This is a genomic window from Microbacterium memoriense (genome assembly GCF_025398275.1).
GTDB lineage: Bacteria > Actinomycetota > Actinomycetes > Actinomycetales > Microbacteriaceae > Microbacterium > Microbacterium memoriense.
On record NZ_JAODOR010000009.1, the window covers coordinates 76405 to 101880 of the forward strand.

Annotated in this window: 23 protein-coding genes; 12 read left to right on the top strand and 11 right to left on the bottom strand. The window is 68.8% G+C overall.

Features of this window, described 5'->3' with window-relative positions; all coding sequences use genetic code 11:
* Complete coding sequence (locus tag N4R40_RS07760; protein ID WP_261606793.1) at window positions 1-2301, bottom strand: carbon starvation CstA family protein; 2301 nt, start codon at window positions 2299-2301, stop codon at window positions 1-3.
* 158 nt (window positions 2302-2459) lie between these two features.
* Between N4R40_RS07760 and N4R40_RS07765 the strand changes: the two genes are divergently transcribed.
* The 5 genes from N4R40_RS07765 to N4R40_RS07785 all read left to right on the top strand — a co-directional run bounded on the left by N4R40_RS07765 (window position 2460) and on the right by N4R40_RS07785 (window position 7038).
* A complete protein-coding gene (locus tag N4R40_RS07765) occupies window positions 2460-2804 on the top strand; it encodes a GNAT family N-acetyltransferase (RefSeq protein ID WP_261606794.1) in 345 nt (114 codons plus the stop codon).
* Window positions 2801-3772 (top strand): pirin family protein, encoded by a 972-nt coding sequence (locus N4R40_RS07770; protein ID WP_261606795.1) that lies wholly within the window; start codon window positions 2801-2803, stop codon window positions 3770-3772. The genes N4R40_RS07765 and N4R40_RS07770 overlap by 4 nt, the downstream gene beginning before the upstream one ends.
* Before the next feature lie 81 nt (window positions 3773-3853).
* Window positions 3854-4399 (top strand): ECF transporter S component, encoded by a 546-nt coding sequence (locus tag N4R40_RS07775; protein ID WP_261606796.1) that lies wholly within the window; start codon window positions 3854-3856, stop codon window positions 4397-4399.
* A gap of 39 nt (window positions 4400-4438) precedes the next feature.
* The gene (locus tag N4R40_RS07780; protein ID WP_261606797.1) at window positions 4439-6229 is read left to right on the top strand and encodes an ABC transporter ATP-binding protein; all 1791 of its coding nucleotides are present in this window, start codon (window positions 4439-4441) and stop codon (window positions 6227-6229) included.
* On the top strand, window positions 6226-7038 hold the full coding sequence (locus tag N4R40_RS07785) for an energy-coupling factor transporter transmembrane component T family protein (protein ID WP_261606798.1): 813 nt from the start codon (window positions 6226-6228) through the stop codon (window positions 7036-7038). The genes N4R40_RS07780 and N4R40_RS07785 overlap by 4 nt, the downstream gene beginning before the upstream one ends.
* Before the next feature lie 182 nt (window positions 7039-7220).
* Here the strand turns inward: N4R40_RS07785 and N4R40_RS07790 are convergent, their stop codons facing one another.
* Window positions 7221-8384, bottom strand: coding sequence for an acyl-CoA dehydrogenase family protein (locus tag N4R40_RS07790; RefSeq protein ID WP_261606799.1), 1164 nt, complete (start codon window positions 8382-8384; stop codon window positions 7221-7223).
* Window positions 8385-8455: 71 nt separating this feature from the next.
* Window positions 8456-9475: a M15 family metallopeptidase gene (locus N4R40_RS07795; protein ID WP_261606800.1), complete on the bottom strand. Its 1020-nt coding sequence runs from the start codon at window positions 9473-9475 to the stop codon at window positions 8456-8458.
* Window positions 9476-9582: 107 nt separating this feature from the next.
* Between N4R40_RS07795 and N4R40_RS07800 the strand changes: the two genes are divergently transcribed.
* Window positions 9583-10626 (top strand): Rv2578c family radical SAM protein, encoded by a 1044-nt coding sequence (locus N4R40_RS07800; RefSeq protein ID WP_261606801.1) that lies wholly within the window; start codon window positions 9583-9585, stop codon window positions 10624-10626.
* Window positions 10627-10723: 97 nt separating this feature from the next.
* On the opposite strand, the gene N4R40_RS07805 is transcribed toward N4R40_RS07800, so the two are convergent.
* Window positions 10724-11128 (bottom strand): hypothetical protein, encoded by a 405-nt coding sequence (locus N4R40_RS07805; RefSeq protein ID WP_261606802.1) that lies wholly within the window; start codon window positions 11126-11128, stop codon window positions 10724-10726.
* Between the two features lie 237 nt (window positions 11129-11365).
* Window positions 11366-13591: a DEAD/DEAH box helicase gene (locus N4R40_RS07810; RefSeq protein WP_261606803.1), complete on the bottom strand. Its 2226-nt coding sequence runs from the start codon at window positions 13589-13591 to the stop codon at window positions 11366-11368.
* 257 nt (window positions 13592-13848) lie between these two features.
* Here N4R40_RS07810 and N4R40_RS07815 point away from each other — a divergent pair, with 257 nt between their 5' ends.
* Window positions 13849-14763: an aldose 1-epimerase family protein gene (locus N4R40_RS07815; protein WP_261606804.1), complete on the top strand. Its 915-nt coding sequence runs from the start codon at window positions 13849-13851 to the stop codon at window positions 14761-14763.
* 36 nt (window positions 14764-14799) lie between these two features.
* Complete coding sequence (locus N4R40_RS07820) at window positions 14800-15849, top strand: DUF998 domain-containing protein (protein WP_261606805.1); 1050 nt, start codon at window positions 14800-14802, stop codon at window positions 15847-15849.
* A gap of 9 nt (window positions 15850-15858) precedes the next feature.
* Here N4R40_RS07820 and N4R40_RS07825 read toward each other — a convergent pair whose 3' ends face one another.
* From N4R40_RS07825 to N4R40_RS07840, 4 genes are all read right to left on the bottom strand, one after another.
* Window positions 15859-19020, bottom strand: coding sequence for an efflux RND transporter permease subunit (locus N4R40_RS07825; protein ID WP_261606806.1), 3162 nt, complete (start codon window positions 19018-19020; stop codon window positions 15859-15861).
* Window positions 19021-19116: 96 nt separating this feature from the next.
* Window positions 19117-19494, bottom strand: coding sequence for a fluoride efflux transporter CrcB (gene crcB, locus N4R40_RS07830; protein ID WP_261606807.1), 378 nt, complete (start codon window positions 19492-19494; stop codon window positions 19117-19119).
* Window positions 19491-19922 carry a fluoride efflux transporter FluC gene (locus N4R40_RS07835; protein WP_261606808.1) on the bottom strand — a complete coding sequence of 144 codons (432 nt, stop codon included), beginning with the start codon at window positions 19920-19922 and terminating at the stop codon, window positions 19491-19493. The genes crcB and N4R40_RS07835 overlap by 4 nt, the downstream gene beginning before the upstream one ends.
* Before the next feature lie 20 nt (window positions 19923-19942).
* Window positions 19943-20905, bottom strand: a complete 963-nt coding sequence (locus N4R40_RS07840; protein WP_261606809.1) for a DNA topoisomerase IB — start codon at window positions 20903-20905, stop codon at window positions 19943-19945.
* A gap of 150 nt (window positions 20906-21055) precedes the next feature.
* On the opposite strand from N4R40_RS07840, the gene N4R40_RS07845 reads away from it, so the two are divergent.
* From N4R40_RS07845 to N4R40_RS07855, 3 genes are all read left to right on the top strand, one after another.
* Window positions 21056-21217, top strand: a complete 162-nt coding sequence (locus N4R40_RS07845) for a hypothetical protein (protein WP_261606810.1) — start codon at window positions 21056-21058, stop codon at window positions 21215-21217.
* Window positions 21218-21424: 207 nt separating this feature from the next.
* Window positions 21425-22390, top strand: a complete 966-nt coding sequence (locus N4R40_RS07850; RefSeq protein ID WP_261606811.1) for a DUF4097 domain-containing protein — start codon at window positions 21425-21427, stop codon at window positions 22388-22390.
* A 1-nt stretch (window position 22391) separates the two neighbouring features.
* The gene (locus tag N4R40_RS07855) at window positions 22392-23003 is read left to right on the top strand and encodes a PadR family transcriptional regulator (RefSeq protein ID WP_261606812.1); all 612 of its coding nucleotides are present in this window, start codon (window positions 22392-22394) and stop codon (window positions 23001-23003) included.
* Window positions 23004-23097: 94 nt separating this feature from the next.
* On the opposite strand, the gene N4R40_RS07860 is transcribed toward N4R40_RS07855, so the two are convergent.
* The gene (locus N4R40_RS07860) at window positions 23098-23631 is read right to left on the bottom strand and encodes a universal stress protein (protein ID WP_261606813.1); all 534 of its coding nucleotides are present in this window, start codon (window positions 23629-23631) and stop codon (window positions 23098-23100) included.
* Between the two features lie 168 nt (window positions 23632-23799).
* On the opposite strand from N4R40_RS07860, the gene N4R40_RS07865 reads away from it, so the two are divergent.
* On the top strand, window positions 23800-23979 hold the full coding sequence (locus N4R40_RS07865) for a DUF3073 domain-containing protein (protein WP_261606814.1): 180 nt from the start codon (window positions 23800-23802) through the stop codon (window positions 23977-23979).
* 12 nt (window positions 23980-23991) lie between these two features.
* Here the strand turns inward: N4R40_RS07865 and N4R40_RS07870 are convergent, their stop codons facing one another.
* Window positions 23992-25233 (bottom strand): MFS transporter, encoded by a 1242-nt coding sequence (locus N4R40_RS07870; RefSeq protein ID WP_261606815.1) that lies wholly within the window; start codon window positions 25231-25233, stop codon window positions 23992-23994.
* Between the last annotated feature and the right edge of the window lie 243 nt (window positions 25234-25476).

Sequence of the window (25476 nt, forward strand, 5' to 3'; positions counted from 1 at the left end):
TCAGTGCGACCGTCGGGCCAGAGCTTTGCGCTCGTCGGCAAGGATCGGCTCCCACTGCTTCTCGAGTTCGCGCTCCGAGGCGGTGGGGACGAGACCGGCCGGCGCGTAGCGACGCGAGGCGACCGGGGTGTCCTCGGTGTTCTCGCCACCCCCGGCGCGGAGCGCTTTCACGGTCACGACGAGCGCGGCAGCGATCACGACGATCGAGAGCGTGACGAAGATGATCGACAGGGTGCCCTGCACGGCCGTATTGCGGATGACCGCGGCGACGACCTCGGGGGTTCCCAGTTCGTCGGTCCCGGCATCCTGCGCGGCACGGTACTTGAAGTGGTTCGCCCAATAACCGATCGCCGGGACGGGCGAGAAGATCTTGTAGCAGGATGCCGTGATCGTCACGACGGCCGTGAACGCGAGCGGCAACGCGACGATCCAGAGCCACTTCACGTAGCTCTTTCCGCGCTTCGCGACGATCGACAGCACGACCGCCAGGGCGATGGCCGCCAGCAGTTGGTTGGCGATGCCGAAGAGCGGGAAGAACGTGTTGATGCCGCCGAGCGGGTCGGTCACGCCGAGGATCAGGATGTAGCCCCACCCGGCGACCATGATCGCCGTGCAGATCCACACACCGGGGCGCCAGCTGACGTCACGGAACTTGGGGAACACGTGACCGAGCGTGTCCTGCAGCATGAAGCGTGCGACGCGAGTGCCGGCGTCGACCGCCGTGAGGATGAACAGCGCCTCGAACATGATCGCGAAGTGGTACCAGAACGCCATCATCGCTTGACCGCCGAGGGCCTGTTGCATGATGTGCGCGAGCCCGAGCGCCAGCGTCGGTGCGCCACCGGTGCGCGAGACGATCGACTCCTCGCCGACGTCGGCGGCGGTGCCGATGAGCATCTCCGGCGTGAGGTTCACGCCCGTCAGCCCCAGCGAGTTGACGAAAGCGACCGCGCCCTCGACCGTGCCGCCGGTCGCGGCGGCCGGAGCGTTCATGGCGAAGTAGATGCCCTGATCGATCGAGATCGCGGCAACGAGCGCCATGATCGCGACGAACGATTCCATGAGCATTCCGCCGTAGCCGATGAAGCGCGTCTGGCGCTCCTTCTCGATGAGCTTCGGCGTCGTGCCCGAAGCGATCAAAGCGTGGAAGCCGCTGAGCGCGCCGCACGCGATCGTGACGAACAGGAACGGGAAGAGAGGTCCGGCGAAGACCGGCCCCATCCCGTTCTGGCCGAAGATCGACACGGCGGGAACCGAGATCTCGGGGCGGACGATGATCACCGCGACCGCGAGCAGACCGATCACACCGATCTTCATGAAGGTCGAGAGATAGTCACGCGGAGCCAGCAGCAACCACACGGGGAGGATCGCGGCGATCGCGCCGTAGATGATGATCCCCCACGCGATCGTGGTCTTGTCGAGGTGGAAGATCGCCTGACCCCACTCGGTGCCGGCGACCCAGCCGCCACCGACGATCGCCGCCATCAGCAGCACGAAGCCGATGATCGAGACTTCGCTGACCTTGCCGGGGCGGAGGTAGCGCAGGTAGACACCCATGAACAGGGCGATCGGGATCGTCATCGACACCGAGAAGACGCCCCAGGGGCTTTCCCCCAGAGCGTTGACGACGACGAGCGCCAGGATCGCCACGATGATGATCATGATCAGCAGCGACGCGATGATCGCGGCGGTGCCGCCGATACGGCCGAGCTCCTGCCGCGCCATCTGCCCGATCGTGCGGCCACCGCGGCGCATGGAGAAGAAGAGGACCAGGTAGTCCTGAACCGCGCCGGCAAGGACCACACCGACGATGATCCAGATGGTGCCGGGGAGGTAGCCCATCTGCGCGGCAAGGACGGGGCCGACGAGGGGTCCGGCGCCGGCGATCGCGGCGAAGTGGTGGCCGTAGAGCACGCGGCGGTCCGTGGGAACGTAGTCCCGGCCGTCGGATTTCACTTCGGCGGGCGTCGCGCGTCGATCGTCGGGGCGGGTGATGTAGCGCTCGATCACCTTCGAGTAGAAGCGGTAGCCGATCAGATACGTGCAGACCGCGGCGAAGACGAACCAGATCGCGTTGACGGTCTCGCCGCGGACGACCGCGAGCATGACCCAGGCCACACCACCCAGGAGAGCGATCGCGACCCACATGATCACCTTCAGCGGCGTCCAGCGGCCGTCGCGGGCCTCTTGCTCGGGGGTCACCGCGACGGGGGGAAGCGTCGAATCAGTGGCGAAGTCGGGGCCGTCACCGGCCACGGCGGCGGCGCCCCGATCGGGGCGGGGAGGCGTTGATGCAGTCATTGGATCTCCTGTGGGCGCGTCATTGCGTGCTCCTCAGGGTAGGAAGCGCTGTTCGAGGGCCGTGCCGCGGGGCGCTCCGCGTGCGACGAACGGCATGGATGCCGCGATGAACGGCATCCATGCTGGCAGAACGGCGCACTCCTGCCTACGGTGGAAGCATGAGCGACGTCACTCCCACCGTCATACGCAACGATGACAAAGGCCGCTACGAGATCCACCTCGACGACACGGTCGCGGGGTACACCGAGTTCCATGTCGACGACCACGGCCGCCTCGTCTTCCCGCACACCGAGATCGATCCGGCCTTCGCGGGCCGGGGCCTCGGCGGCACGCTCGTCGCGCAGGCGATGGCCGACGTCGCCGCGCGCGGTGAGACCGTGGTGCCGGTGTGTTCGTTCGTCGTGAAATACCTGCGGGGAACGGACGTCCCCGGCCTCGATGTGGCCTGGCGGCCGACAGCCGACGATGCGGGCAGCGACCGCGTGGATGCCGCCGACAAATGACACGGCTCGACGCGCCGGCCGAGCCGGAGCGCGAGGCCGCGTCCGGCGGTGACGGTCCGCGTGCCCTGTTGCTGGAGGCGCGGGACGTGCCGCTCGGCGGCATCCGCGGGATGCAGGTGCACCGCAGCCTCCCGCACCGCGCGTTGCCGATGGTCGGTGCGTGGTGCTTCCTGGACCGGTTCGGCCCGCAGGTCGCGCGCATGCGCGTCGAGCCGCATCCGCACATCGGGTTGCAGACGGTGACGTGGCCGTTCGTCGGGGAGGTGCGCCACCGCGACATCCTCGGCAGCGACGTGATCGTGCGGCCGGGAGTGCTGAACATCATGACGAGCGGGCATGGCATCGCCCACTCGGAGTACTCCGTCGGCGACGGCGAGGTGCCTCTCGACGCCCTGCAGCTCTGGGTCGCCCTGCCCGAATCGCGCCGCCACGGCGGGCCGGACTTCGAGCGCCATGAGAATCTGCCGGTGGTCGATCTGTCCGGCGGCGCCACCGCGACCGTCGTGGTGGGAACCTTTGCCGGGGTCGCCTCGCCCGCGACGATGCATACGCCGATCGCCGGCGCCGAGGTGTGCATTCCGGCCGGCGAGCGGGTGCGCCTGCCGCTGGATGCGACCTGGGAGTACGCGATCGTCGCGGTATCCGGCAATCCGGACGTGCCGGGCGTCGCCCAGGTTCCCGACCAGTCGCTGCTGTACCTCGGCACCGGTCGGGACGCCATCGACGTGGATGCCGGCGAGCGCGACGTCACGCTGTTCCTGCTCGGCGGGGAGCCGTTCGAGTCCGACATCGTGATGTGGTGGAACTTCGTCGGTCGCACGCACGAGGAGATCGTCGCCGCCCGCGAGGACTGGGAAGGCGAGGCGGCCGCCGAGCGCTTCGGCCACGTCGTGGGCCACGGCGACGAGCGCATTCCGGCGCCACCGCTCCCCGGCGTCCGGCTCACTCCCCGCCGACGCCGCGACTGATGCGCCCAGGCGCGTCGTCCTCGGCCTGTCCTGAGGCTTTCTCACGGCCGACGGCGTCGGGCGCCCCGTTAGTCTGAGCAGGTGACCCGAAGCACGCTCCTGTCGACGCGCCTGCTCCTCGTGTGCGCGGCGATCGGTGTCGCGACCGGCATCGTCGGGGGCATCGCGGGAGTCGTGACTCCCGTGGTCCTCGCGGCTGCGCCATTCGCGTACGGACTCGTGCTCGGCGCGCACGTGCTGCCCGGCATCATCGCGCAGGAAGTCCTGCGGCGGCCGATGGTCGCTCTCATCGCGCACCTGATGGCGGCGCTCGTCGCGAGCGCCTTCAACCCGGCATGGATCGGTCGCTTCCTCGGCACGGCACTGCTCTTCGGCGCGATCCAGGAGGGTGTCGCCGCGCTCACGCGGTATCGCGCGTGGGGTGCCTGGCGCTTCTTCATCTCGGCGGTGATCATCGGCGCTCTCGTCGCCGTCGTCGTCTTCTTCGTCGCCGATCTCGGCAAGCTCGCCCCCTGGGCGCAGATCGCCTACCTCGCGATCTCGGTGCTCGGACCGGTCATCTGGACCGCGCTCGGTCTCGGCATCGGGGCGTCGCTGCGGCGGGCCGGGGTGGCAGCCCGCGCCTGACGATGCCCGCCCGGAGTTAGGGGAGGCTAAGTTAAAGGGGTGACTTCCGCGCCCGCTCCTCTGCTGCGCGTCGAAGATCTCGGCATCCGTCACGACGGCGCGACCGTCGCGGCACCCGCATCGGCGACGTTCGAAGTCGCTCGTGGCGAGGTCGTCCTGCTCCTCGGCCCGAGCGGTGCCGGCAAGTCCACTCTGGCGCTCGCGCTCAACGGCCTCATCCCGCATGCGGTCCCCGCGACGATGACCGGCGCCGTGCGCGTCGCGGGCCACGACACCGCGTCGACGCCGGTCGCTGAGCTCAGCACCCAGGTGGGGATGGTCTTCCAAGACCCGGATGCGCAACTGGTCACCGGCACGCTGCTCGATGAAGTCGCGTTCGGCCCCGAGAATCTGCGACTGCCGGTCGAGGAGGTGCTCGCACGGACCGAGATCGCGCTGCGTCGCGTGGGCCTCTGGGACCGCCGCCACGAGAACCCTGATCGCTTGAGTGGTGGCGGGCGGCAGCGCCTCGCGATCGCCTGCGCGCTCGCGATGGGCTCGCCGCTCTTGGTCCTCGACGAGCCCACCGCGAATCTCGATCCGCAGGGGATCGAGGAGGTCTACGCGGCACTGGGCGAGCTCGTCGCCGCGGGCGATCGCGCGATCCTGCTGGTCGAGCACAACCTCGACGCGGCGATCGCGATCACCGACCGGGTCGTCGTGCTCGATCACGACGGACGCACGATCGCCGACGGCCCGGTGGATGCCGTGTTGCGCTCCCGCGCGGCGGAATTGCACGGCATCGGCGTGTGGCTTCCGGTCGCGACGCTCGCGGCGCTGCGCTTGCGCGCGGCCGGCTGGGACCTCGACCCGCTCCCCCTCGATCCCACGGAACTGCGCGCGGCGCTCGACGCCGCCGAACCGCCGGCATCCGCGTACCCCGCCGGAGGAGATGGCGCCTCGGGAGGTTCGCTTCCCGCGAATTCGCCCTCTGCTGCGCACATTTCCTCTCCCCTTGTCCTCGCCGACGCGCAACCGCAGATCGAGGTGCGGGACCTGACGATCCGCCGCGGGGGTGTCGAGATCCTGCACGGCGTGGATCTCACCGTGCGCGCGGGCGAGTTCATCGCGATCGTGGGGGCGAACGGCGCTGGAAAGACCACTCTCCTGCAGGCGATCGCGGGGGTCGTCCCCCCGCCGCGAGGACGCGTCCGCGTGAACGGAATCGACATCGCGCGCACCGATCTGCGCACCCTGTCCCGGAAGATCGGATTCGTCTTCCAGAACCCCGAACACCAGTTCATCGCGCACACCGTGTACGACGAGCTCGCGCACGGGCTCCGCCGGCAGAAGCTCGACGACGCGGCCGTGCGCGTGCAGACCGAGCGGATGCTGGAGCGTTTCGGGCTGCAGGAGAAGGCCGGCATCCACCCGTTCCTGCTCTCCGGCGGGCAGAAGCGTCGCCTGTCGGTCGGCACGGCGCTCGTCGCCGGTGCGCCCGTGCTCGCGCTCGATGAGCCCACGTTCGGGCAGGACCGGGCACGCGCCGACGAGCTCATGCACCTGCTGCGGGAGCTGAGCGAGGCGGGCACCACGATCCTCGTCGTCACACACGACATGCAGCTCGTCACCGAGTACGCGCACCGCACGATCGTCGTCGGCGACGGTCGGATCGTGGCCGACGACTCGACCGCTGCGATCTTCGCGGATGACGCGCTCCTCCGCTCGGCAGGACTGCGCCAGCCGCCGCTCCGGCGCGCGTTCGCGGACATCCGGCATCCCGGCCTGTCTGGAGTGACCCGGCTGCGCGATCTCCCCCGCGCCACCGATTCCCGCAGGACCATCGCATGAGCGCCGTGACGATCGACCCCTGGGTCTCGGCCCCGCCGTCGCGGAGGTTCCTCTACGGACTCAATCCGCTCGCAAAACTCGTCGCGCCGCTTCCGGCGATGGCGTTGTTGGTGTTCGCGCGCGATCTGGCCACGCCGCTCACTTTCGTCGCGCTCGCGTATCTCGTGGTGCTGATCGGTGCCCGCTTGACCGCTCGCATCGCCCTGCTGCTTCTGCTCGCGCTGCCGGTCGCGGCGGCCGTCGTGGGGCTCGGGATGGCGCTGTGGACGGACGCCTCCCGCATCGACACCTCGGTGGCCGTGCTGACGATCGGTGGCTGGACGCTCTACGGCGGCGCGCTCGAGGTCGGGCTGGCGACCGGTGTGCGCCTCGCGGCGATCATCGCGCTCGCCCTCATCGCCGGGCTCACCACGACCGGACCCGACCTCGTGCGCTCGACCGTGCAGCAGCTGCGCGTGCCCTATCGGATCGGGTACACGGCGCTCGCCGCCTTCCGCTTCGTGCCGCGCTTCGGCTATGAGCTCGAGGTGATCCGCCAAGCTCACCGCGTGCGCGGAGCCCACGGTGGGCGGGGCCCGTTCGCCGCGCTCGCGCGCTGGTGGGGCTACATCGTGCCGCTGCTGGCCGGGGCCATTCGCCATGCCGAGCGCGTCGCACTCGCGATGGATGCCCGCGCCTTCGGCGCCCATCCCGACCGCACCGAGCGCTATCTCGTGCCGTGGCGCACCCGCGACACGGTGTTCGTCCTGGCGTTCTGGGCAGCGTCGGCGGGCGTCCTCTGGTATTTCTTCCCGTGGACTTTCGGCTGATGCTGCCCGCCCCTCGCCGCCGACGCGTGCTGGAAGCAGGCTGATTCGTCCCTTTCGGTAGCGAAAAGGACGCTGCGGGTCGATCCAGCCTGCAACTGCCACAGGATCGAGCCCGCACACGACGGATGCCGAGCGTCCGCTCACGGAACGCCCGGCATCCGGGGTGGCTCACCGAGAGAGGGTCAGCGCTTGCCGACGATCTGGCGCGAGACGATGTCGCGCATGATCTCGTTCGTGCCGCCGTAGATGCGGTGGACGCGGGCATCGAGGTAGGCGCGGGCGATCGGGTACTCCGTGATGTAGCCGTAGCCACCGTGCAGCTGCACGCCGGTGTCGAGGAGCTCGGCCTCGCGGTCGGTCGACCAGAACTTGACCTTCGCTGCTTCCTCGGCGGTGAGCTTCTGATCCTTGTAGAGCATCATCGCGCGGTCGTTGTAGGCCCACATGACATCGACGGTGGTCGCCATGTCCGCGAGAAGGAACCGCGTGTTCTGGAAGTCGGCGATGCGCTGGCCGAATGCCTCGCGGCTCAGCACGTAATCGCGCGTCCACACGAACGCCGCCTCACCGGCCGCGGCCGCCGCGACGCCGATCGACAGGCGCTCGAGCGGCAGATTCATCATGAGCTGGATGAAACCGAGCCCTTCCTTGCCGCCGATGAGGTTCTCCTCGGGGACGAACACGTCGACGAACGACATCTCGGCGGTGTCCCACCCGTGGAAGCCCATCTTCTCGAGCTTCTTGCTGTGGTCGAAGCCGTCCATGCCGTCCTCGAGGATCAGCAGGCTGAACGCATCCGGACGGTTGCCCTCGCCGGTCTTGACGAACGTCACGACGATGTCGGCAGTCTTGCCCGACGAGATGAAGGTCTTCGCGCCGTTGACGATGTAGCCGCCTTCCACCTTCTTCGCGGTCGTCTTGATGCCCCGCAGGTCGCTACCGGCCCCGGGCTCGGTCATCGCGAGAGCACCGAGGATCTCGCCGGTCGCCATCCCCGGCAGCCACTTCTCCTTCTGCTCCTGCGTGCCCATGTGGACGATGTAGGGCACGGCGAGGTCGTCCTGGATGCCGAACGCACCCGCGAGTGAGCCCTGCCCGGCGCCGATCGTCTCTTCGAGCACGATCGCCCGGAAGCGATAGTCCTGCAGCATCCCCGCGCCGCCGAACTCCTCCGGCACGCTGAGTCCGATGAGGCCCTGCTCCCCCGCGGCGAGCATGGTGGCCCGGTCGATTTCTCCGTCGGCATCCCACTGCTTGCGCTTCTCTTCGGTCGCATACCGCTTCAGGAATTCCTTGACGACGTCGCGGAACGCCTCGTGGTCCTCGTCATAGATCTCGCGCTCCATGGTGCGCCTTCCTCTCGTCCTCGAGTGTTGAAGAATGTGGGATTGCATCCCACCGTCCATGGTACTGGGTTTCAGCCCGCGTAGTCAGGGGCGGCGGGCAATCCGAAGAAGTCCTCCAGCGTGCGAAACCCCCCGTCGTGATACGCGGCGGCGAGCTCGACACCGAGGTAGCGGACGTGCCACGGTTCCCACTCGTATCCGGTGATGTCGGTCTGATCGTCCTCGTAGCGGATGATGAACCCGAAGCGCCAGGCGTTCTCGGCCACCCAGTCGGCCTGCGGCGTGCCCCCGAAAGCTTCGATCCCCCCGCATCCGCGGGCGCACGCGACGAGGTCCGCGGCGATCCCGGTCTGGTGTTCGCTGTACCCCGGGCGAGCACTCGTGCGGTCGGCCGCAGCCTGCCCGAGCGAGTTCACGTATCCGCGGTAGATGCGCTGCTGCGAGGAGTACGACCGGTACGCACTGTTGAGCCCGATCTCACCCGCGCCCTCCTCCGCACCCGCGGTCACGAGGGTGGTCAACGCGGCCGCAACGTCGGGCCGGAGGCGCACGTCTGCGGTGCGCCGCATGCCTTCGGGCGGCATGACGGATGCCGGCACGTACTCGAGAGGATCCAATGGCCGGAGCTTGTTGACGACAACCCAGATGCGATCAGCATCCGACAGCGAGACGCACGGCGCACGACCGTTCGCAACCGCATCACGCAGCGCCGACGCGCCCCCGAACGCCGCGACGACGTCGGCATCCGTGCCCGCATCGAGAGCTGCCGCGACCGCAGGATCGTCACAGGATGCCGCGGCCACAGCACTCTGCGCCGGCACCGGGATCGACGTCGCCGGGGCGGCGGAGGGGAGCGGCGGCGTGGTTTCTTCGGCGCCGAGCGCGGCCTCTCCGACGATCGGGGGTCCGGCGACGGCGGCTGTCACCGCGCCCGCACCACCCACCAACAGGATGGCCGCCGCGACGAGCACGAGACCCCGCCGCACCCGGTCGGTCACGCTCGACCGGGCGTGCTGCGCCTGTTCGGCGGCGTCCGTGCGCATCTGCACCCGGGCGGCGCGACGAGACAGTGTCGGTTCGGGATCCGGCATGGTCCCATTCTCGCCCGATCCTCGCGTCGAATGTCGGATCCGGCTGAATGTACCATGTCGGATGTCTCGCGTTTGCCTCACTGTCGTTACTATGTTCTACTGTCGGGATGCGGTGGCAAGGACAGACGACACGTGACGTCGACGATGCGGCCCTGCCCGGCCTCGAATCCCTCGCCGGGATCAGCGGGCTGATCCGCACGGTGACGACGCCGGAGTTCCACGGGATGACATTTCACGAAGTGCTCGCGAAGTCAGCGCTCAACCATGTGCCGGGCGGATCATCGATGCCGTTCGACTGGACGGTGAACCCCTATCGAGGGTGCAGTCACGCCTGCACCTACTGTTTCGCGCGGAAGACCCACGAGTACCTGGATCTGGACAGCGGGCGCGACTTCGACAGCGAGATCGTCGTCAAGACCAACGTCGCCGGGGTGCTGCGGCGCGAGCTCGCACGCCCTACGTGGAACCGAGAACCGGTGGCGCTCGGCACCAACACCGATCCGTACCAGCGCGCCGAGGGTCGCTACCGGCTCCTGCCGGGGATCATCACGGCGCTGGCGGAATCGGGGACCCCGTTCTCCGTGCTCACGAAGGGCACACTGCTGCGCCGCGATCTGCCGCTTCTTGCGGATGCCGCGGCATCCGTTCCCGTGTCGATCGCGATGTCGATAGCGGTCTTCGACGACGACCTGCAGAAGCTGCTCGAACCGGGAACGCCGAGCGCCACGGCGCGGCTGGCGACCGTGCGCGCGGCTGCCGACGCCGGGTTCCGGCCGACGGTGTTCCTCATGCCGATCCTGCCGCACCTCACCGATGACCCGAGGCAGCTCGAGGACGCGGTGCGGCGGGTGAAGGATGCTGGCGCCTCCCGGGTCGTGTTCGGCGCGCTGCACCTCCGCCCCGGCGCGAAAGCGTGGTTCTGGAGCTGGCTCGAGCGCGAGCGCTCCGATCTGTTGCCGGTCTACCGCGGGTTATACCCGGGGGTGTCGGCCTACGCGCCGGTCGGCTACCGAAAGCTCCTCGCCGCGCGTGTGCGGCCGCTCCTGCGTCGGTACGCCATGGCCGGTGGCGTCGAGGAGGAGGTCGAGATCCGCCCTGCCACGCCCGGTCCGGTACGCGCGACGGGGCCGGCGCCGGCCCTCCTCTTCTGAGCCGGGCCCGTCACCGCACGGCGACCCGATGCACACGGTCCTCCCCCAGACGGCTGGCACGACAATCTGCGTCGGATCAGCAGGCCGGGCCGACGGCTCAGCGGTACCGACGACCCTCGTCGCGGCGTGACAGCCAGATCGCCACGACCGCGAGCACCACGACCCACGCCAGGATGCCGAGGATCGCCCAGCCCGGAATCGTGTCGCCGAGCGCCGCCGCGATGACTATCTCGCGCGCTTGGCGCACCGGCAGGAACATCGACGCGGTGTTCAACCAGTCGGGGAACACGACCGGCGGCAGGAACAGCCCGCCGCCGAACGCGAGGAGGAACATCACGACCTGCGTCACCGCGATGGCCGCTTTCGGGCCACACGCGGTGCCGACGATGACGCCGATCAGTATCGACGGGATCGCGGTGACCACGGCCAGCGCGGTCGCCGAGAGGAGATTGAGCGGTTCGGTGGTGGCCGACGTGAACAGCGCCAAAGTACTCCGTGTCAACTGATGGGTGTGCGGCGGGTCGCCTGAACAACTCCTGCAGGCTGCGCGGCGCGGGCGGCAGACCCGGCGCCCGCGCCAGGGAATTCCGCAGCGCGGCCTGCTGCCGCCCGGGCGCGCTGCAGGAGTTGTTCAGGGGGGCAGTCGATAAGGCAGGTCTGACCGGCGCGGCCGACGCGGCGAACCGACGCGAATCGCCGCCCCGCGGAAGCGGAGGCGGCGATTCGGGTCGGGCAGGGGTCAGGCGCGGACGGGATCCACCTGACGGCCGGTGATCTCCTCGAGGAGATCGTCGCCGATACGGACGTTGTCGAACGGGGCATCGATCTCTGCGCGATCGAGCATTTCCGTCATGCGCCGCTCGCGCTGGCGCGTGATGAGGGTCACGACGGTTCCCGTGCGACCCGCGCGACCGGTGCGGCCCGAGCGGTGCAGGTAGGTCTTGTACTCGTCAGGCGCGTCGGCCTGGATCACGAGATCGATGTCATCGACATGGATGCCGCGCGCGGCGACGTCCGTCGCGACCAGCACACTGACGCGCCCCGACGTCAGGCGCTCGAGGTTGCGTGTGCGCTTGGCCTGGTTCAGGTCACCGTGCAGGGCGACCGCGTGGATGCCCGCATCATCGAACTGCTCGGCGAGCATCTCGGTGTACGCGCGAGTCCGGGCGAAGACCAGAGTCTTGCCGGCACGATCGACGAGCGAGGTGAGGATCTCGGCCTTGTCACGATGGTCGATCACGAGCACGCGGTGGTCGATCGTGCCCGAGTCCTGGTCTTCACCGGCGACCTCGTAGACGGCGGGCTCCACGAGGAACTCGTCGACGAGCGCCGCGACCTCGCGGTCGAGGGTGGCGGAGAAGAGGAGCTTCTGCGCGCCGTCCTTGACGAGCCGGAGGATGCGCTGCATGGGCTCCAGGAATCCGAGCTCACTCATGTGGTCGGCCTCGTCGAGCACGACGATCTCCACGTCGGAGAGATTGAGCTTGCCCTGTGCCTGCAGGTCCTCGATGCGGCCGGGGGTGCCGATGATGATGTCGACGCCCTTCCGAAGCGCACCCACCTGGCGCGCCTGGGGCACGCCGCCGTAGATCTGCGTCGTGAAGAGACCGACGCTGCGCGCGATCGGCTGGATCGTGCGGTCGATCTGCAGCGCGAGCTCACGGGTCGGCGCGAGCACGAGGGCCCGGGGCGTGCGTCCGAACTCGCGACGCTTGCCGGCGGTCTGACTGCGCAGGATCGCCTCGACGAGCGGGGCACCGAACGCGATGGTCTTGCCGGAGCCGGTGCGGCCACGGGCGAGGACATCCTTGCCCGCGAGGATCGGCGCGATCGTGGCCGCCTGGATCGGGAAGGGGGACGGCGCGCCGAGATCCGCGAGGACCCGGACGATGTTCTCGCCCAGCCCGAGGTCGCCGAACGTCACACCCTCGGTCGCTTCGGCCTGGACGGCCTCGGCCTGCAGCTTCTCGTGGACGACGTCCACGTGATCGCGGTGAGCCTTCGCCTTCGTGTCGGCGTGCCAATCCGACCGGTTTCCTCCGCCACCCGCAGGACGACGGTCGCCGGCATCGCGACGCGGCCGGTCATCGAACGCGCGTGCCGGGCGGTCGTCGCGACGCGCCGGACGATCGCCATACGAGCGGGTCGAACGGTCATCACTGGAGCGAGCCGGACGGTCATCCCGTCGCGGGCGGTCATCGAACGAGCGAGCCGGGCGGTCGTCGCGACGCGCCGGACGATCGCCATACGAGCGGGTCGAACGGTCATCACTGGAGCGAGCCGGACGGTCATCGCGACGCGGGCGGTCATCGAACGAACGGGTGGGACGATCGCCGTACGGGCGGGCCGGACGATCATCGGCCGAACGGGCCGGGCGGTCATCGCGACGCGGGCGGTCGTCGAACGACCGGGCCGGACGGTCGTCACTGGAGCGGGCGGGACGGTCATCGCGACGCGGGCGGTCGCCATAGGAGCGGGACGAGCGGTCATCGTTCGACCGAGCAGGACGCTCATCCCGACGCGGACGATCATCGAACGACCGGGCCGGACGGTCATCCCGACGGGCGCGGTCGTCGCGGTACGAGGGACGCGCATCACCGAACGTCCGGCGGTCGTCGCGCGGCTGCGCCTCACGGCGCGCGGGACGGTCGTCGTATGAACGCGCGGGACGGTCGTCACGACGAGCAGGCCGACCATCACGCGCCGGACGGTCACCCTGTGCGTGCGCACGGATGCCGCGGGCTTCCGCGCGGCCGGCACGCTCCTGCGCGTTCCAGCGCTGCTTGGTGGGAGCCGTGTCCTCGGCCTCGGGGCGATAACCGCGGTGGCTCGGGCTCTTGCTGCCGGCGGTACCGGCGGACGCCTGACCGGGGCGACGCTTGGCATCTTGGTAGGAGGTCTTCTTGCCGTAGCGGGGCTCGAAGTTCTGAGCGCGCCCGCCGGCCGGCTTCTTGTTCTTGGGCATGGTGGTGTCCTTCTGGGTTGTTCTGGCGAGAACAGCCTCCTGGCGCGCGCAACGGCGCGGCCGCAACTGCGGCGTGGAGTAACCCGGACGTTCGTCGGCCGGGGGCCATTCAGTGATGGTTCATGCGCGCCGAGCGGCGCTCACCATCGGCCCCACAGACTCACAAACCCATCCGCGCGTGCGCGGTGTCCAGAGCCGACCGCACTACTGTACCGGTCGCTCCTGGGAGAGCGCCGGGCACGGCGTACGCTGACACCGTGACAGTCACGCTCGCCGATCCCACCGGACCCCGCTTCCACCTCTCCGACGGCGACGCCCGCGTCGAAGTCACGACCGTCGGCGCCGCGCTCCGCGCCTTCGAGGTCAGTGGCGTGGATCTCGTTCCCCGCTACGCCGACACGATCGCCACACCCGCGGCATCCGGAGTCGTGCTCGTCCCCTGGCCGAACCGTGTCGCCGAGGGCGCCTGGACCCAGCACGGGAAGAGCTATCAGCTCGCCGTCAGCGAGCCGGCCACCGGCGCCGCCTCGCACGGCCTGCTGCGGTTCACGTCCTATCAGCCGGTGTCGCAGACATCCGACGCCGTCACCCTGACGGCCGACATCGTCCCGCAGACCGGATACCCGTTCCACCTGCGCACGACCGTGACCTACGCGCTCTCCGGCAGTGCCCTGACGGTGACGCACACGATCGAGAACCTCGGCGCGGAGCCCGCGCCGGTCGCGCTCGGCACGCATCCGTACCTGTGCATCGGCGGCGTCGACACGGCCGACGTCACGGTGCAGCTCGACGCGCCGCTGCGCGCGGTGATCGACGACCGGCTCATCCCGATCGCGGACGATCCGGTCGACGAGGCCACGGATCTGCGCACGCCCCGCCGTATCGGCGACCTCGATCTCAACACGGCATATTCGGGCATGCCTCGGGATGCGGAGGGTCGCGTGCGCGCGGTACTCGCGGCGCCCGACGGCCGGACAGTGGAGCTGTGGGCGGGGCCGGACTTCACGCGGCTGCAGTTGTTCACGACCGACCGCTACCCCGGCCAGCCGGTGGCGCTCGCGATCGAGCCGATGACGGCGCCTGCCAATGCCTTCAACTCCGGCGAGGATCTGCACTGGATCGAGCCCGGCGAGACCTGGACACTCGAGTGGGGAATCACGGCCGCGCTGTAGCTCGGGCCCACCCACCGGCGGCTCTACACTGACGCCATGAGCGCTCCCGACGTCGCCGCACCCGCCCCGAACCCCACGCTGCGCGCGGAGGCCGAAGCTCTGCTCGCCGCGAGCATCTCCGGGATCGCCGGCGGTGCCGTGGGTCTCGTGATCGGCCTCACCGGCGCCGCGACGGCGCTCTGGGGTGAGTGGAGCTTCGCCGCCTGGACGGCCCTTGCCGCCGCGACCGCCGCCGGCGTCAGCTCGGCGCTCGGATACTGGCGTTCCCGCACGACGGACGGTCAAGAATGGCGCCGTGAGATCACCAGCATCCGCTATGTGATCTCCACCGCGTCGGTCGTCATCGCCCACGTCGCGCTCACCGCGATCGCGACACTCGCCCTCTTCGCCCTCCTCTCCCGCGCGTTCATCGGGCTCGAGCTCAACACGTTCTGGACCACGGTACTGATGGCGGTGATCACGGGCATGGCCGGGTGGCTGTCGTACCTGTCCTCGTCTCGCATGACCACCCAGCGACTCACCTCTCTGCTCGTCGCGTTCATCGCGATCGGGACGCTCTCGGCGATGATCACGACCTCCGACCCGGAGTGGTGGCACCTGCACTTCAGTCAGCTGGGGACGTTCGGCGACCTGTCGAGCTTCCTGTTCAACGGCACGCTGATCGCGGGCGGCCTGCTCGTGACGACGTTCACGCTCTACGTCGCGCACGACCTCGGCGTCCTCGGCGAATCGGCGCGCGGCACCCGCATCGTCTCAGTCGCCCTGGCGATCATGGGCGTCATGCTCGCTCTCGTCGGGGTGTTCCCGGTCGATGTGAACATGTGGATGCACAATCTGTCGGCATCCGGCATGGCCCTCATGTACCTGCTGCTGCTCGTCGGCGGCCGGTGGATCCTCACCCGCCTCCCGCGCGCCTACTTTCTCGCATCGTGGGCGTTCCTGGGCGCACTCCTGGTATCGATCGTGCTGTTCGCGATCGGCTACTTCGGACTCACCGCGTTCGAGATCATCGTCTTCGCCCTGATCTTCGGCTGGCTGGCCGTGTTCATCCGCTTCTTGGGTGTCTCCGACCCCGAACAGGACTGACCCGCGACGTCAGTCGCCCTGCGACTCGCGCGCCGCGCGGCGCGGATGCAGGTCACTCGTCTCGACCGGCGTGAGGTCCACGTCACCCTGGGTGCGGCGAGCCGCGCGCCGTTCCTTGGCTCCCTCGACGAGGTTGTACAGCGTCGGGAGGACGAGGAGGGTGAGCACGGTCGACGAGATCAGGCCGCCGATCACGACGATCGCGAGCGGCTGCGAGATGAACCCGCCGTGGCCCGTGATTCCGAGCGCCATCGGCGTGAGCGCGAAGATCGTCGCCAGCGCCGTCATGAGGATGGGCCGGAGGCGCCGCGCACCGCCGGCGACGGTCGCGTCGTGCGCGTTCAACCCCTTCTCACGGTACTGGTTGACGAGGTCGACGAGCACGATCGCGTTCGTCACGACGATGCCGATCAGCATGAGCACGCCGATGAGCGACGCAATCCCCAACGGGACGCCGGTCGCGATCTGCAGCAGGATCGCGCCGGTCGCCGCGAACGGCACCGAGACGAGGAGCAGGAGCGGCTGTCGGAGCGACTTGAACGTCGCGACCATGACGATGTAGACGATCAGGATGGCCGCCAGCATCGCGAGCCCCAGCTGGCCGAAGGCATCCTGCTGCTGCGTGACGACGCCGCCGAGCTCGGCGTCCGCGCCGGTGGGCAGATCGACGTCCGCCAGTGCCGTGTTCACGGTCGCGGAGGCGGCCGTGAGGTTGTCGGTGGAGGGGGTGACCGTCACGGTGGCCGTCCGCTGACCGCGCTGGGTCGTGATGGAGATCGGCCCCTGGCTCTCCTCGACCGTCGCCACCTGATCGAGGCGGATGAGGCCGGCCGCCGAGGCGATTTCGAGCCCCTTGAGCTCGTCGATCGTCGCGGGGATGGAGGACGCCTTCAGATACACGGTGAGGGACGTGTCGTCGATCTCGACCGAGCCCACCTGGCGCGGCTGCATCGTGTTGGCCACGAGCCCGCCGACCGCGACCTCGGACAGACCGAGTGCGGACGCCGCATCGCGTTCCACCAACACCGATACGAACGGGAGCGAGGCCGACAGGTTCGAGGTCACCTGACCGATCCCATCCTTGCTGTCGAGTGCGGTGACCACGGCATCCGTCGCGGCTTGCAGGGCGTCGGCGCTCGGCGCCGTCACGTCGATCTCGATGTCGCTCGACCCGAAACCGCCCTGACCGGCCGACACGGTGAGCGTGCCGACGTCGTCGAGCTCGGCGAGCGCCGCCTGCACGTCCTCGCGGACGGCGATCTGGTCGGCACCGGAGTCGGTCGTGATCGAGTACGTGATCCCGGCTCCCCCACCGGAGAACGCATCACGGATCGCCGAACCGGACGAGCCGATCGAGGTCTGCACGGTCTCGATCCCGTCGATACCCTGCAACACCGCCTCGACCTGCTGCGCGGCCGCGTCTTCGGCATCCAGGCTGGCCGCCTGCGTCACGTCCTGAGAGACGGTGAACGTGTTCTGACCGGAGTCGCCGAGGAAGTTGGTCTTCATGAGCGGCGCAAGAGCGGCCGTTCCGGCGAGCACGAGGACGGCCAGCAGCAACGTCACCCACGAGTGCTTCAGCGTCCAGTTCAGCACCGGGAGGTAGGCCTTCTGGAGCTTCGACGGCGGGGCGGCCGGGTCTTCCGGGTCGATCGCTCTGCCTTGCTCGTCGAGGATCGGCTTGCCGGGGCGGAGGAACCAGTACGCCAGCACCGGGACGATCGTGAGCGCCACCAGGAGCGAGGCCACCATCGCGATCGTGACGGTCATCGCGAACGGACGGAAGAGCTCGCCCGTCACATCGCCCACGAACGCGATCGGCAAGAAGACGGCGACGGTCGTGATGGTGGATGCCGTGATCGCCGCGGCGACCTCGCGCACGGCGAGCAGGATCGAGGCAAGTTTGTCGGCATCGCCGACGTAGTGGCGCTTGATGTTCTCGATCACGACGATCGAGTCGTCCACGACGCGACCGATCGCGATCGTCAAGGCGCCGAGCGTGAGGATGTTGAGGGAGTATCCGAACGCCTGCAGGCCGACAAAGGTGATCAGCACGCTCGTCGGGATCGAGATCGCGGTGACGAGGGTCGACCGCACCGACATCAGGAAGAGCAGGATCACCAGGACGGCGAAGAAGAGGCCCAGCAGGCCTTCCTGCGCGAGCGCTTCGATGGACTGCTCGATGAAGGGCGCCTGGTCGAAGACGACCGTGAACGTCGCGTCGCTGCCGATCGAGTCCTGCAGCTGCGGCAGAAGCGCGGTGACGGAGCGGCTGACATCGACCGTGTTGGCCGACGGGAGCTTCGTGATCGAGATCGTGAGCGCCGGCTCGCCGTTCACGCGCGAGATCGAGGTGACCGGGTCCTGACCGAGCTCGACGGTCGAAACGTCACCGATCGTCACGGCACCGGCGGCGATCTGATCAGCCGACGTGGGCACGAGCGGAAGAGCCGTGATCTCGTCGATCGAGGTGATCTTCGTGCCGGTCTGCACCGTGAGGGTCTGGTCGCCCTCGGTGACCGTGCCGCCCGGGAAGAGCACGCCGTTCTGGTCGAGCGCGTCGGTGATGGCGGCTTGACTGAATCCGGCCGCCGCGAGCGCTGCCTGGTCGGGAGTGATGGTGACGCGCTGTCCCTGACCGCCGACGATCGATGCCGCACTGACGCCGGCAACATCCTCGAGGTCGGGGATCGCGCTGTTCTCGAGCTGCGCCTGGATGGTCTGCTCGTCGTCGTAGCCGGTGACGGCGAGCGCGATGACGGGGAGGTCGTCGATCGAGAAGGAGACGACGGTGGGCTCGACGGATTCGGGAAGCGTCGAACTGATGCGGTTGATCGCCTGCAGGATCTTCTGTTCGGCGGTCGCGAGATCCGTGCCGTACGTGAAGGACGCCGTGATGATCGACGCGTTGGTCGTGCTGGTCGCCGACGTCGACTCGAGCCCCGGGATGCCACGGATGGCCGACTCGATGGGCGTCGACACGTCATTGTTGACGACGTCCGGAGACGCACCCGGGTAGGTCGACAGGATCGACAGCTGTGGGAACTCCACCGAGGGGATGAGTTCCTGCTTCAGGCTCGTGAGGGCGAGGCCACCGAACACCGCGGCGACGATCGTGATCAGCGCGATGAGGGCGCGGTTCTTCAAGCTCAGGACGGCGAGATTCGACACGAGTGGCCTTTGCTGTGCAGGGCGGGTGGATACAGAAATGTATCCACGTCATTCTCGCACGCGCGATCAGGGGTTTCGGCCGGTGATCACGCGCGCTCAGCGCGGGAAGAGACCGCCCAGCATGACTCCGAGCGCCGCCGCCGCGATGGCGAGGACCGCCGTGCCGATGAGGTTCATCCAGGCCCAGTCCCGACGTCCACGTCGGGCCAGGAGCGCCGTTTCGACCGACACCGTGCTGAAGGTCGTGAAGCCGCCCAAGACGCCGATGCCGACGATGGCCATCCACGCCGGGGCGATCGCCGCGCCGAGGCCGGTGAGCAGACCCAGTACGAACGACCCGGCGATGTTGACGAGCAGGATGCCGAGGGGGAACGCATCCTTCCGCCCCTTCATGACGATGCCGTCTGCGAGGTACCGCCCACCTGCGCCGAGACCACCGCCGACGACGAGCGCCACGAGCTCCAGGGTGTTCATTCGGCGCCCTCCGGAGATTCCCGGTCCTCGGGCGCACCGGCGGCGCGCCGCCCGACCACGAGCCCGAGCGCTGCCGCGAGCACCCCGACGAAGAGCGACACGAGAATCAGCAGCAGTCCGATCACGGGTGCCGCCGTGCCGGTCGTCACGGCTTGCACGGCGAAAGCACTGTAGGTCGTGAAGCCGCCGAGCACTCCGGTGCCGAAGAACATCCGCACGTGAGGATGCCGGCCATCCAGCCGCCCGACGACCGCACCCAGGAGGAACGAGCCGGCGAGGTTGATCACGACTGTCACGGCGGGAACGACGAGCGGATGCCCGTCGGTTCCGAGCGGCACGAGCACCAGTGCACGCAGGGCCACACCGATCGCGCCGCCCACGATGACCAGCAGCAGCGACCTCCCCGAGAACCATCGCGGCGACGCCATGCCCTCACGCTAGAGCCGGATCACCCCAGGAGCAGCGCACGGATCGCCGATTCCGGCGAGATGGCGGTGTCGAGCAGGTCTCCCCGGCGGTACCGACTGAACACCCGCGGATCGATGTAGGACCCGCGCGCGACCGTCGGGGTGTTCCCGAGCGCTTCCGCCGCGGCCTTCACCGCCAGCACCTCGGCCCGCTTCAGATCGGTCTTGGTATCCACGAGTCCGATGCGCGCGAGGGCGTCGGCCGCCAGAATCGTCCCCCGGAGCGTCCGGAAGTCTTTCGCGGTGAATTTCCCGCCGGTCATCGAGCGGACATACACGTTGACGTCCTTCGGCGTCAGCGGCACGCGCCGCCGGCCGCGGCGGTACGCCAAGAGCGGAGACGCCGGCCGTCCCGCCGCGAGCAGTTCGATTGCGGCCGCAAGGTCAGCGTCGTCGATGTGCAGATTCTGACGCTTGCCGCTCTTCCCCGGGAAGTCGAGGCTCGTCATGGCGCCGTCGACCAGGGCATCCCGCCGGCGGAGTGTCGTGAGCCCCCGGCTCCCGTGTTTGGACAGGTACGTCTCCGATCCCACCCGCGGCGCCGCGCTGTCGAGGAGCCGGAAGGCGGCGGCCAGCACGCGCTCCTGATCGAGGTCCGGGCGACGAAGCGACGTGGTGACGCGCGCGCGTGCCCTGGGCAGGGCTTCGGCCAGCGCGAGAGCGCGGGCGTATTTGCCTTTGTCGCGGCGCGCGGACCACTGCGGGTGGTAGATGTACTGACGCCGGCCGGCGTCGTCGATCCCGGTCGCCTGGATGTGTCCGAACGCGTCGGCGCTGATCCACACGTCGGTCCAGGCGGGCGGGATCACCAGTGCTCGGGCCCGCTCCGCGTCAGCGCCGGTGACGGCCGCGCCCTCGGCGTCGAGGTAGCGGAAGCCGGATCCGGCTCGTGCGCGGCGGAACCCGGCATCCTCACCCGGACGGACGATCGTCAGGCGCGGCACGGAGAGATACGGGGGGTATGGCGAGAGGGCATACAACGGCCCTATCGTACTTTTACCGGCGAGGGCAAGGGGGTCCGCGCGATCTGCGAACCCCCGCTATCGTCGGGGGGTCATCGGATCCCGGAGAACCCGGAGAAAGGGAGCACCGCCATGAACATCGCTCTTATCATCATCATCGTCGTCGCTATCGTGCTGGCCATCGTCGGAGGCATGAGCAGCGCGCTCAACTGGCTCCTGTGGGTTGCGCTCATCGTCGGCGTCATCGCGCTGATCGCCTTCCTGCTGCGAGTGATGCGCGGCGGCAAGGTCTGACCTTCCCCCGCATCGCATGAGAAGGGTCCCGCCGTTCGGCGGGGCCCTTCTCTGCGTCTGCCGCCATTGTGGGCCGGACGGTTCGACAGCGCGTGCCGCAAGCAGGCTGAACCAGATCAGGCGCGATGTCTTGACAAACTCGAGATATATCGTGTTATTGTCGCATGACGCGATATATCTCGATTCGCGCTGAGACCAAGGAGCACCATGAGCCTCGAGAAGTGGATCATCCACCCCGGCGAAACCCGCGTCATCGACCTCGATGGCATCCGCACACTGAAGGTCGGCCTCGTCGGCGGCCAGGTCGACGTCGTCGCGCACGACGAGCCCGGCGTGCGCATCGAAGTGCACGGCGTCACGATCAAGGACCTCCGCATCGAAGCGACCGGAGACGTCGTGGAAATCGACCACCCGCAGCTGCGCTGGGACAACTTCCTCGAGGTGTTCCGTAATTTCGGCACCGGCGGGCCCAAGGCCGAGATCAGTGTCGCCGTCCCGCGGGAGATCGCACTGACCCTCGGTGTCGTCTCGGCGAGCGCTCTCGTGTCGGGCCTCTCCGCTGGCGCCCGGCTCAACACCGTGTCCGGCGACATCATCGTCGACACCCTCTCCGGCGACCTCAGTGTCAACGCCGTCTCCGGCGATGTCCAGGTGCGCGCGCTCAGCGGGGCGCTCTCGGCCAACTCGGTCTCGGGCGATGTCGCCGCCACCGGCACGATCCGTAAAGCATCCATCGACACCGTCTCGGGCACGATGCTCGTCGACTCGACGGGGCCCCTGAGCACCGTGAACCTCAACTCCGTCAGCGGCGGGACGACCGTGCGGCTCGACGAGGGATACCCCGCGAACTTCGTGTTGCGCAGCGTCAGCGGTCGAGTCCACGTCGACGGCGTGAAACGGTCGACCGCGACGCCGACCAACTACGTCGACTCCGTCGGCGAGCTCAGCGGCCAGTTCGCCGATGTGCGCGTGAACTCCGTCTCGGGTGAGATCACGGTGCTGCGGCGCGTGACCTCGGCGGAGCCGGTGGCAACCGCCTCAGCCGAGCAGATTTCGCCGGCGACCTCAGCCGAGCAGCAGGGCGACGCGGGCGATCAGCCGGCATCCGCCGAGACCCCGGCGACAGGTCAGGGCGACGCGGGCGATCAGCCGGCATCCGCCGAGGAGGCGTGAGATGGCGCCCGTCTTCTCGCACGGCGACCTACGCCTCTACCTCCTGAATCTGCTCGACGAATCGCCTCGGCACGGCTACGACCTCATGCAGGCGCTCGCCGACCGCACGGGCGGTACCTACACCCCGAGCGCCGGAACGATCTATCCGCGCCTGGCGAAGCTCGAAGAAGAAGGCCTCGTGACCAAGTCCGTCGACGGGCGCAAGACCGTCTACGAGATCACGGATGCCGGTCGGGCCGAAGTCCGCGCGCGTGCCGGCGAGCTCGAGGGGATCGAGGCTGGACTCACCGACAGCGTGCGCCTCATCGCCGATGAGGTACGGGGCAATGTCCGCGAGGCGATGAAGAGTCTGCGTGCAGACCTCGCGGCAGCGGCCCGCGAGGAGCGCTCGTCGGCGAAAGCCTCCCCGCCCCCGGTGGACGAATCTCGTGTGTCGTCGCGCGAGCAACTACACCGAGCCGACGCTGCCGTGTCGGAGTTCCGCGCCAACATCCGCGCGGACCTCCGCACGCATCTCGCACGCGGCGGTTCGGTGTCGGCATCCCTCGTCGACGACCTCGTCCGCGCGTTGGACGACGCGGCCCGCGAGGTCACGCGCGCGCTGCGCAGCTGACGCGCCCCCTTGTCCCACTTGTGGTTGGTTTTGACCGCTGAAACCAGCCACAAGTGGGACAAGACGCGCCCTAAGTGGGACACGGGGGTGTGGGTCAGCCCTCGGGCCAGAGCGCCTCGTCGTCGGCGGCCGGCTCTTCGAGCGGCACGACAAGCACCGGGCGCGACTGCCGGTGCGCGAGACGCGCAGCCACCGATCCGGTGAAGAACTCGCGGATCGATTCGCCGAAGCCCCGTCGGCGGGTGCCGACGACGATCAAGCGCGCATGCGACCGCTCGGCGAGCTGTTTGATCGCCATCGCGGGATCGCCGACAAGCTGCGACACGGTCCAGTCGACGGCGACGTCGGCGAGGACGGATGCCGCGGCATCCTTCACCGAGGTCAACTGACCCTCGCCTGAGGCGATGTCCATGTCGATCGGCGCGGAGTGCACGTAGCCGTCGGGGTCCTCATACGTGATGAAGCGCGTGACATCCACGTGCGCGATGATCAGCGGCGCGCCGAAGAGACGCGCGTAGCGCGCGGCTTCGGTCAGGACGCGCGAAGGTTGGTCGGGAATAGCCCCCACGATCACCGCCCCTTGGGGCACAGCCTCGTAATCGGGCGTGTCATGCGTGGCGTCGGTCATCGTCAACCCTCCGTCAGCGGCCGGATCCGCGAGGGTCCGGGGGCACCGTGTTATCCTGAATGCTACTCTTCCCGGCTTCGTGCCGGATCGTGAATGCATCGTGAATGCACCGGACCGTGGGCACAGGCAGTGCACACAGTCCGTGACTCAGAAATGAGGGGGTCTCGCATGGGGCGTGGCCGTCAAAAGGCGAAGCACACCAAGATTGCTCGCGAACTCAAGTACGACACGTACAACGTGAACTACTCCGCGCTCGAAAAGGAACTCGGTCACCCCGGCGACGACCAGTACGTCGACAAGTGGGCGGATCAGTACGCCGACGACGACGAGGAGCTCGAGACAGCCTGACGCCTGTCTCGCTCACCGCCATGCTCCATGGCGGTGCTCCCATTCGTCTTCGATCGTGCGCGCTCGCGAAGCGACGATCCCCGCGGGGACGGCAAGCAGCATGAGCGTGCCGAGCATGAGCAACGGGATGGTCCACTGTCCCGTGGCGTCATTGATGAGCGCGAACGACAGCGGGAACGTCGCGGCGAACAAGTAGCCGAAGCTCTGCACGAAGCCGCTCAGCGCAACGGCGCCTTCATGCGTGCGCGTGCGCCGCTGGATCAGCACGAGCGCGACGGGGAACAGGCCCTGTGGGATGCCGAGGAGCACGACCCACACCACGGTTGCCGTGGTGGGCGCCAGCAGGAGCCCTGCGACCGCTGTCAATCCGGCGATCAGCGCGCCCGCGTACAGGATGCCGACCCGCCGCCACCGCGTGATCACGATCGGCACGAGGATCGACAGGGGGATTCCCATAGCGCCGAAGAGCGCTAACAAGACTCCGGCCGTGGCGTGGGAGACGTCGGCGATATCGACGAGGATGACGGGCAGCCACGCGAAGCTCGCGTAGACACTCGTCGAGGACAACACGAACGTCGCCGCGAGCGCCCACGCCATCGGTAACCGGAAGAGCCGCCCGAGCACGCGCGGTGCGGGCTCCTCCACGACAGCCGGTGCCACTCCTTCCGCCGCAACGCGCTCGCGCTGCAGCATCGCCCACCACGGGATGACCGCGACGACGGCGAACACCGCCCACATCCCGAGCGAGAATCGCCACCCGGCCGCGTCGGCGACCGGCACCGCGACGAGCGGCGGGACGAACGCGGCGACGGCAAGGGTCGCGGAATAGAGGCCGGTCATCAGGCCGGTCCGATCGGGGAAGTATCGCTTGATTAGCGGAGGTACGACGACATTGCCGACCCCGACCCCCGCGAACAGCACGGCCGTCCCCAGGAGGAGGAGTCCGGCATCCGGAGCGACCGCCCGGCCGACGAGCCCCAGGATGACGACCACCATCGCGGTGATCGCGAGCCGTTCGAGGCCGAATCGCCGCTCGAGAGCGGGTGTGACGATCCCGAAGAGAGCGAAGCACAGCGGTGGCGCGGTGCCGATAAGTCCGACGACCCAGGCGGGCACGGCGATGTCGGCCTGGATCTCCGCGAGGATCGGCGACAGCGAGGCGACCGCCGACCGCAGCGAGAAAGCGACGAAGACGATGCCGACGAGAGCCAGAGCCCTCCCCCGCCACAGCGGGCGGGCGTGTTCAGATGTCACTCGCTCGAGTCTATGCGCGCCGCGTGACGTGTTTCGGTGCGGGTGACAGGCTCGATCGACTCTCGCTCCGCCCGGAGCGGCCGGAAGGCGCGATCCAGCCTGCAACTGCCCCGCCGACGCGGGCCCATCGCGCAGATCGCCGCCCCGGCAACGTCGCCCCGCGGTGCGGAAAGCAGGCTCGATTGACGCCCACCCCGGGCAGGGGTCCGTGAAGGGCACATCCAGCCTGCTTTCGGTACGCCC

Bases quoted from the DNA above. Each gene is read 5' to 3' on its own strand.
- N4R40_RS07835 (WP_261606808.1), bottom strand. From the start codon at position 19,922: ATGGCGTCGCCGCGATGGTTCTCGGGGAGGTCGCTGCTGCTGGTCATC.
- N4R40_RS07850 (WP_261606811.1), top strand. From the start codon at position 21,425: ATGAGCCTCGAGAAGTGGATCATCCACCCCGGCGAAACCCGCGTCATC.
- crcB (WP_261606807.1), bottom strand. From the start codon at position 19,494: ATGAACACCCTGGAGCTCGTGGCGCTCGTCGTCGGCGGTGGTCTCGGC.
- N4R40_RS07845 (WP_261606810.1), top strand. From the start codon at position 21,056: ATGAACATCGCTCTTATCATCATCATCGTCGTCGCTATCGTGCTGGCC.
- N4R40_RS07810 (WP_261606803.1), bottom strand. From the start codon at position 13,591: ATGCCCAAGAACAAGAAGCCGGCCGGCGGGCGCGCTCAGAACTTCGAG.
- N4R40_RS07800 (WP_261606801.1), top strand. From the start codon at position 9,583: ATGCGGTGGCAAGGACAGACGACACGTGACGTCGACGATGCGGCCCTG.
- N4R40_RS07765 (WP_261606794.1), top strand. From the start codon at position 2,460: ATGAGCGACGTCACTCCCACCGTCATACGCAACGATGACAAAGGCCGC.
- N4R40_RS07795 (WP_261606800.1), bottom strand. From the start codon at position 9,475: ATGCCGGATCCCGAACCGACACTGTCTCGTCGCGCCGCCCGGGTGCAG.
- N4R40_RS07785 (WP_261606798.1), top strand. From the start codon at position 6,226: ATGAGCGCCGTGACGATCGACCCCTGGGTCTCGGCCCCGCCGTCGCGG.
- N4R40_RS07855 (WP_261606812.1), top strand. From the start codon at position 22,392: ATGGCGCCCGTCTTCTCGCACGGCGACCTACGCCTCTACCTCCTGAAT.
- N4R40_RS07760 (WP_261606793.1), bottom strand. From the start codon at position 2,301: ATGACTGCATCAACGCCTCCCCGCCCCGATCGGGGCGCCGCCGCCGTG.
- N4R40_RS07790 (WP_261606799.1), bottom strand. From the start codon at position 8,384: ATGGAGCGCGAGATCTATGACGAGGACCACGAGGCGTTCCGCGACGTC.
- N4R40_RS07770 (WP_261606795.1), top strand. From the start codon at position 2,801: ATGACACGGCTCGACGCGCCGGCCGAGCCGGAGCGCGAGGCCGCGTCC.
- N4R40_RS07860 (WP_261606813.1), bottom strand. From the start codon at position 23,631: ATGACCGACGCCACGCATGACACGCCCGATTACGAGGCTGTGCCCCAA.
- N4R40_RS07820 (WP_261606805.1), top strand. From the start codon at position 14,800: ATGAGCGCTCCCGACGTCGCCGCACCCGCCCCGAACCCCACGCTGCGC.
- N4R40_RS07865 (WP_261606814.1), top strand. From the start codon at position 23,800: ATGGGGCGTGGCCGTCAAAAGGCGAAGCACACCAAGATTGCTCGCGAA.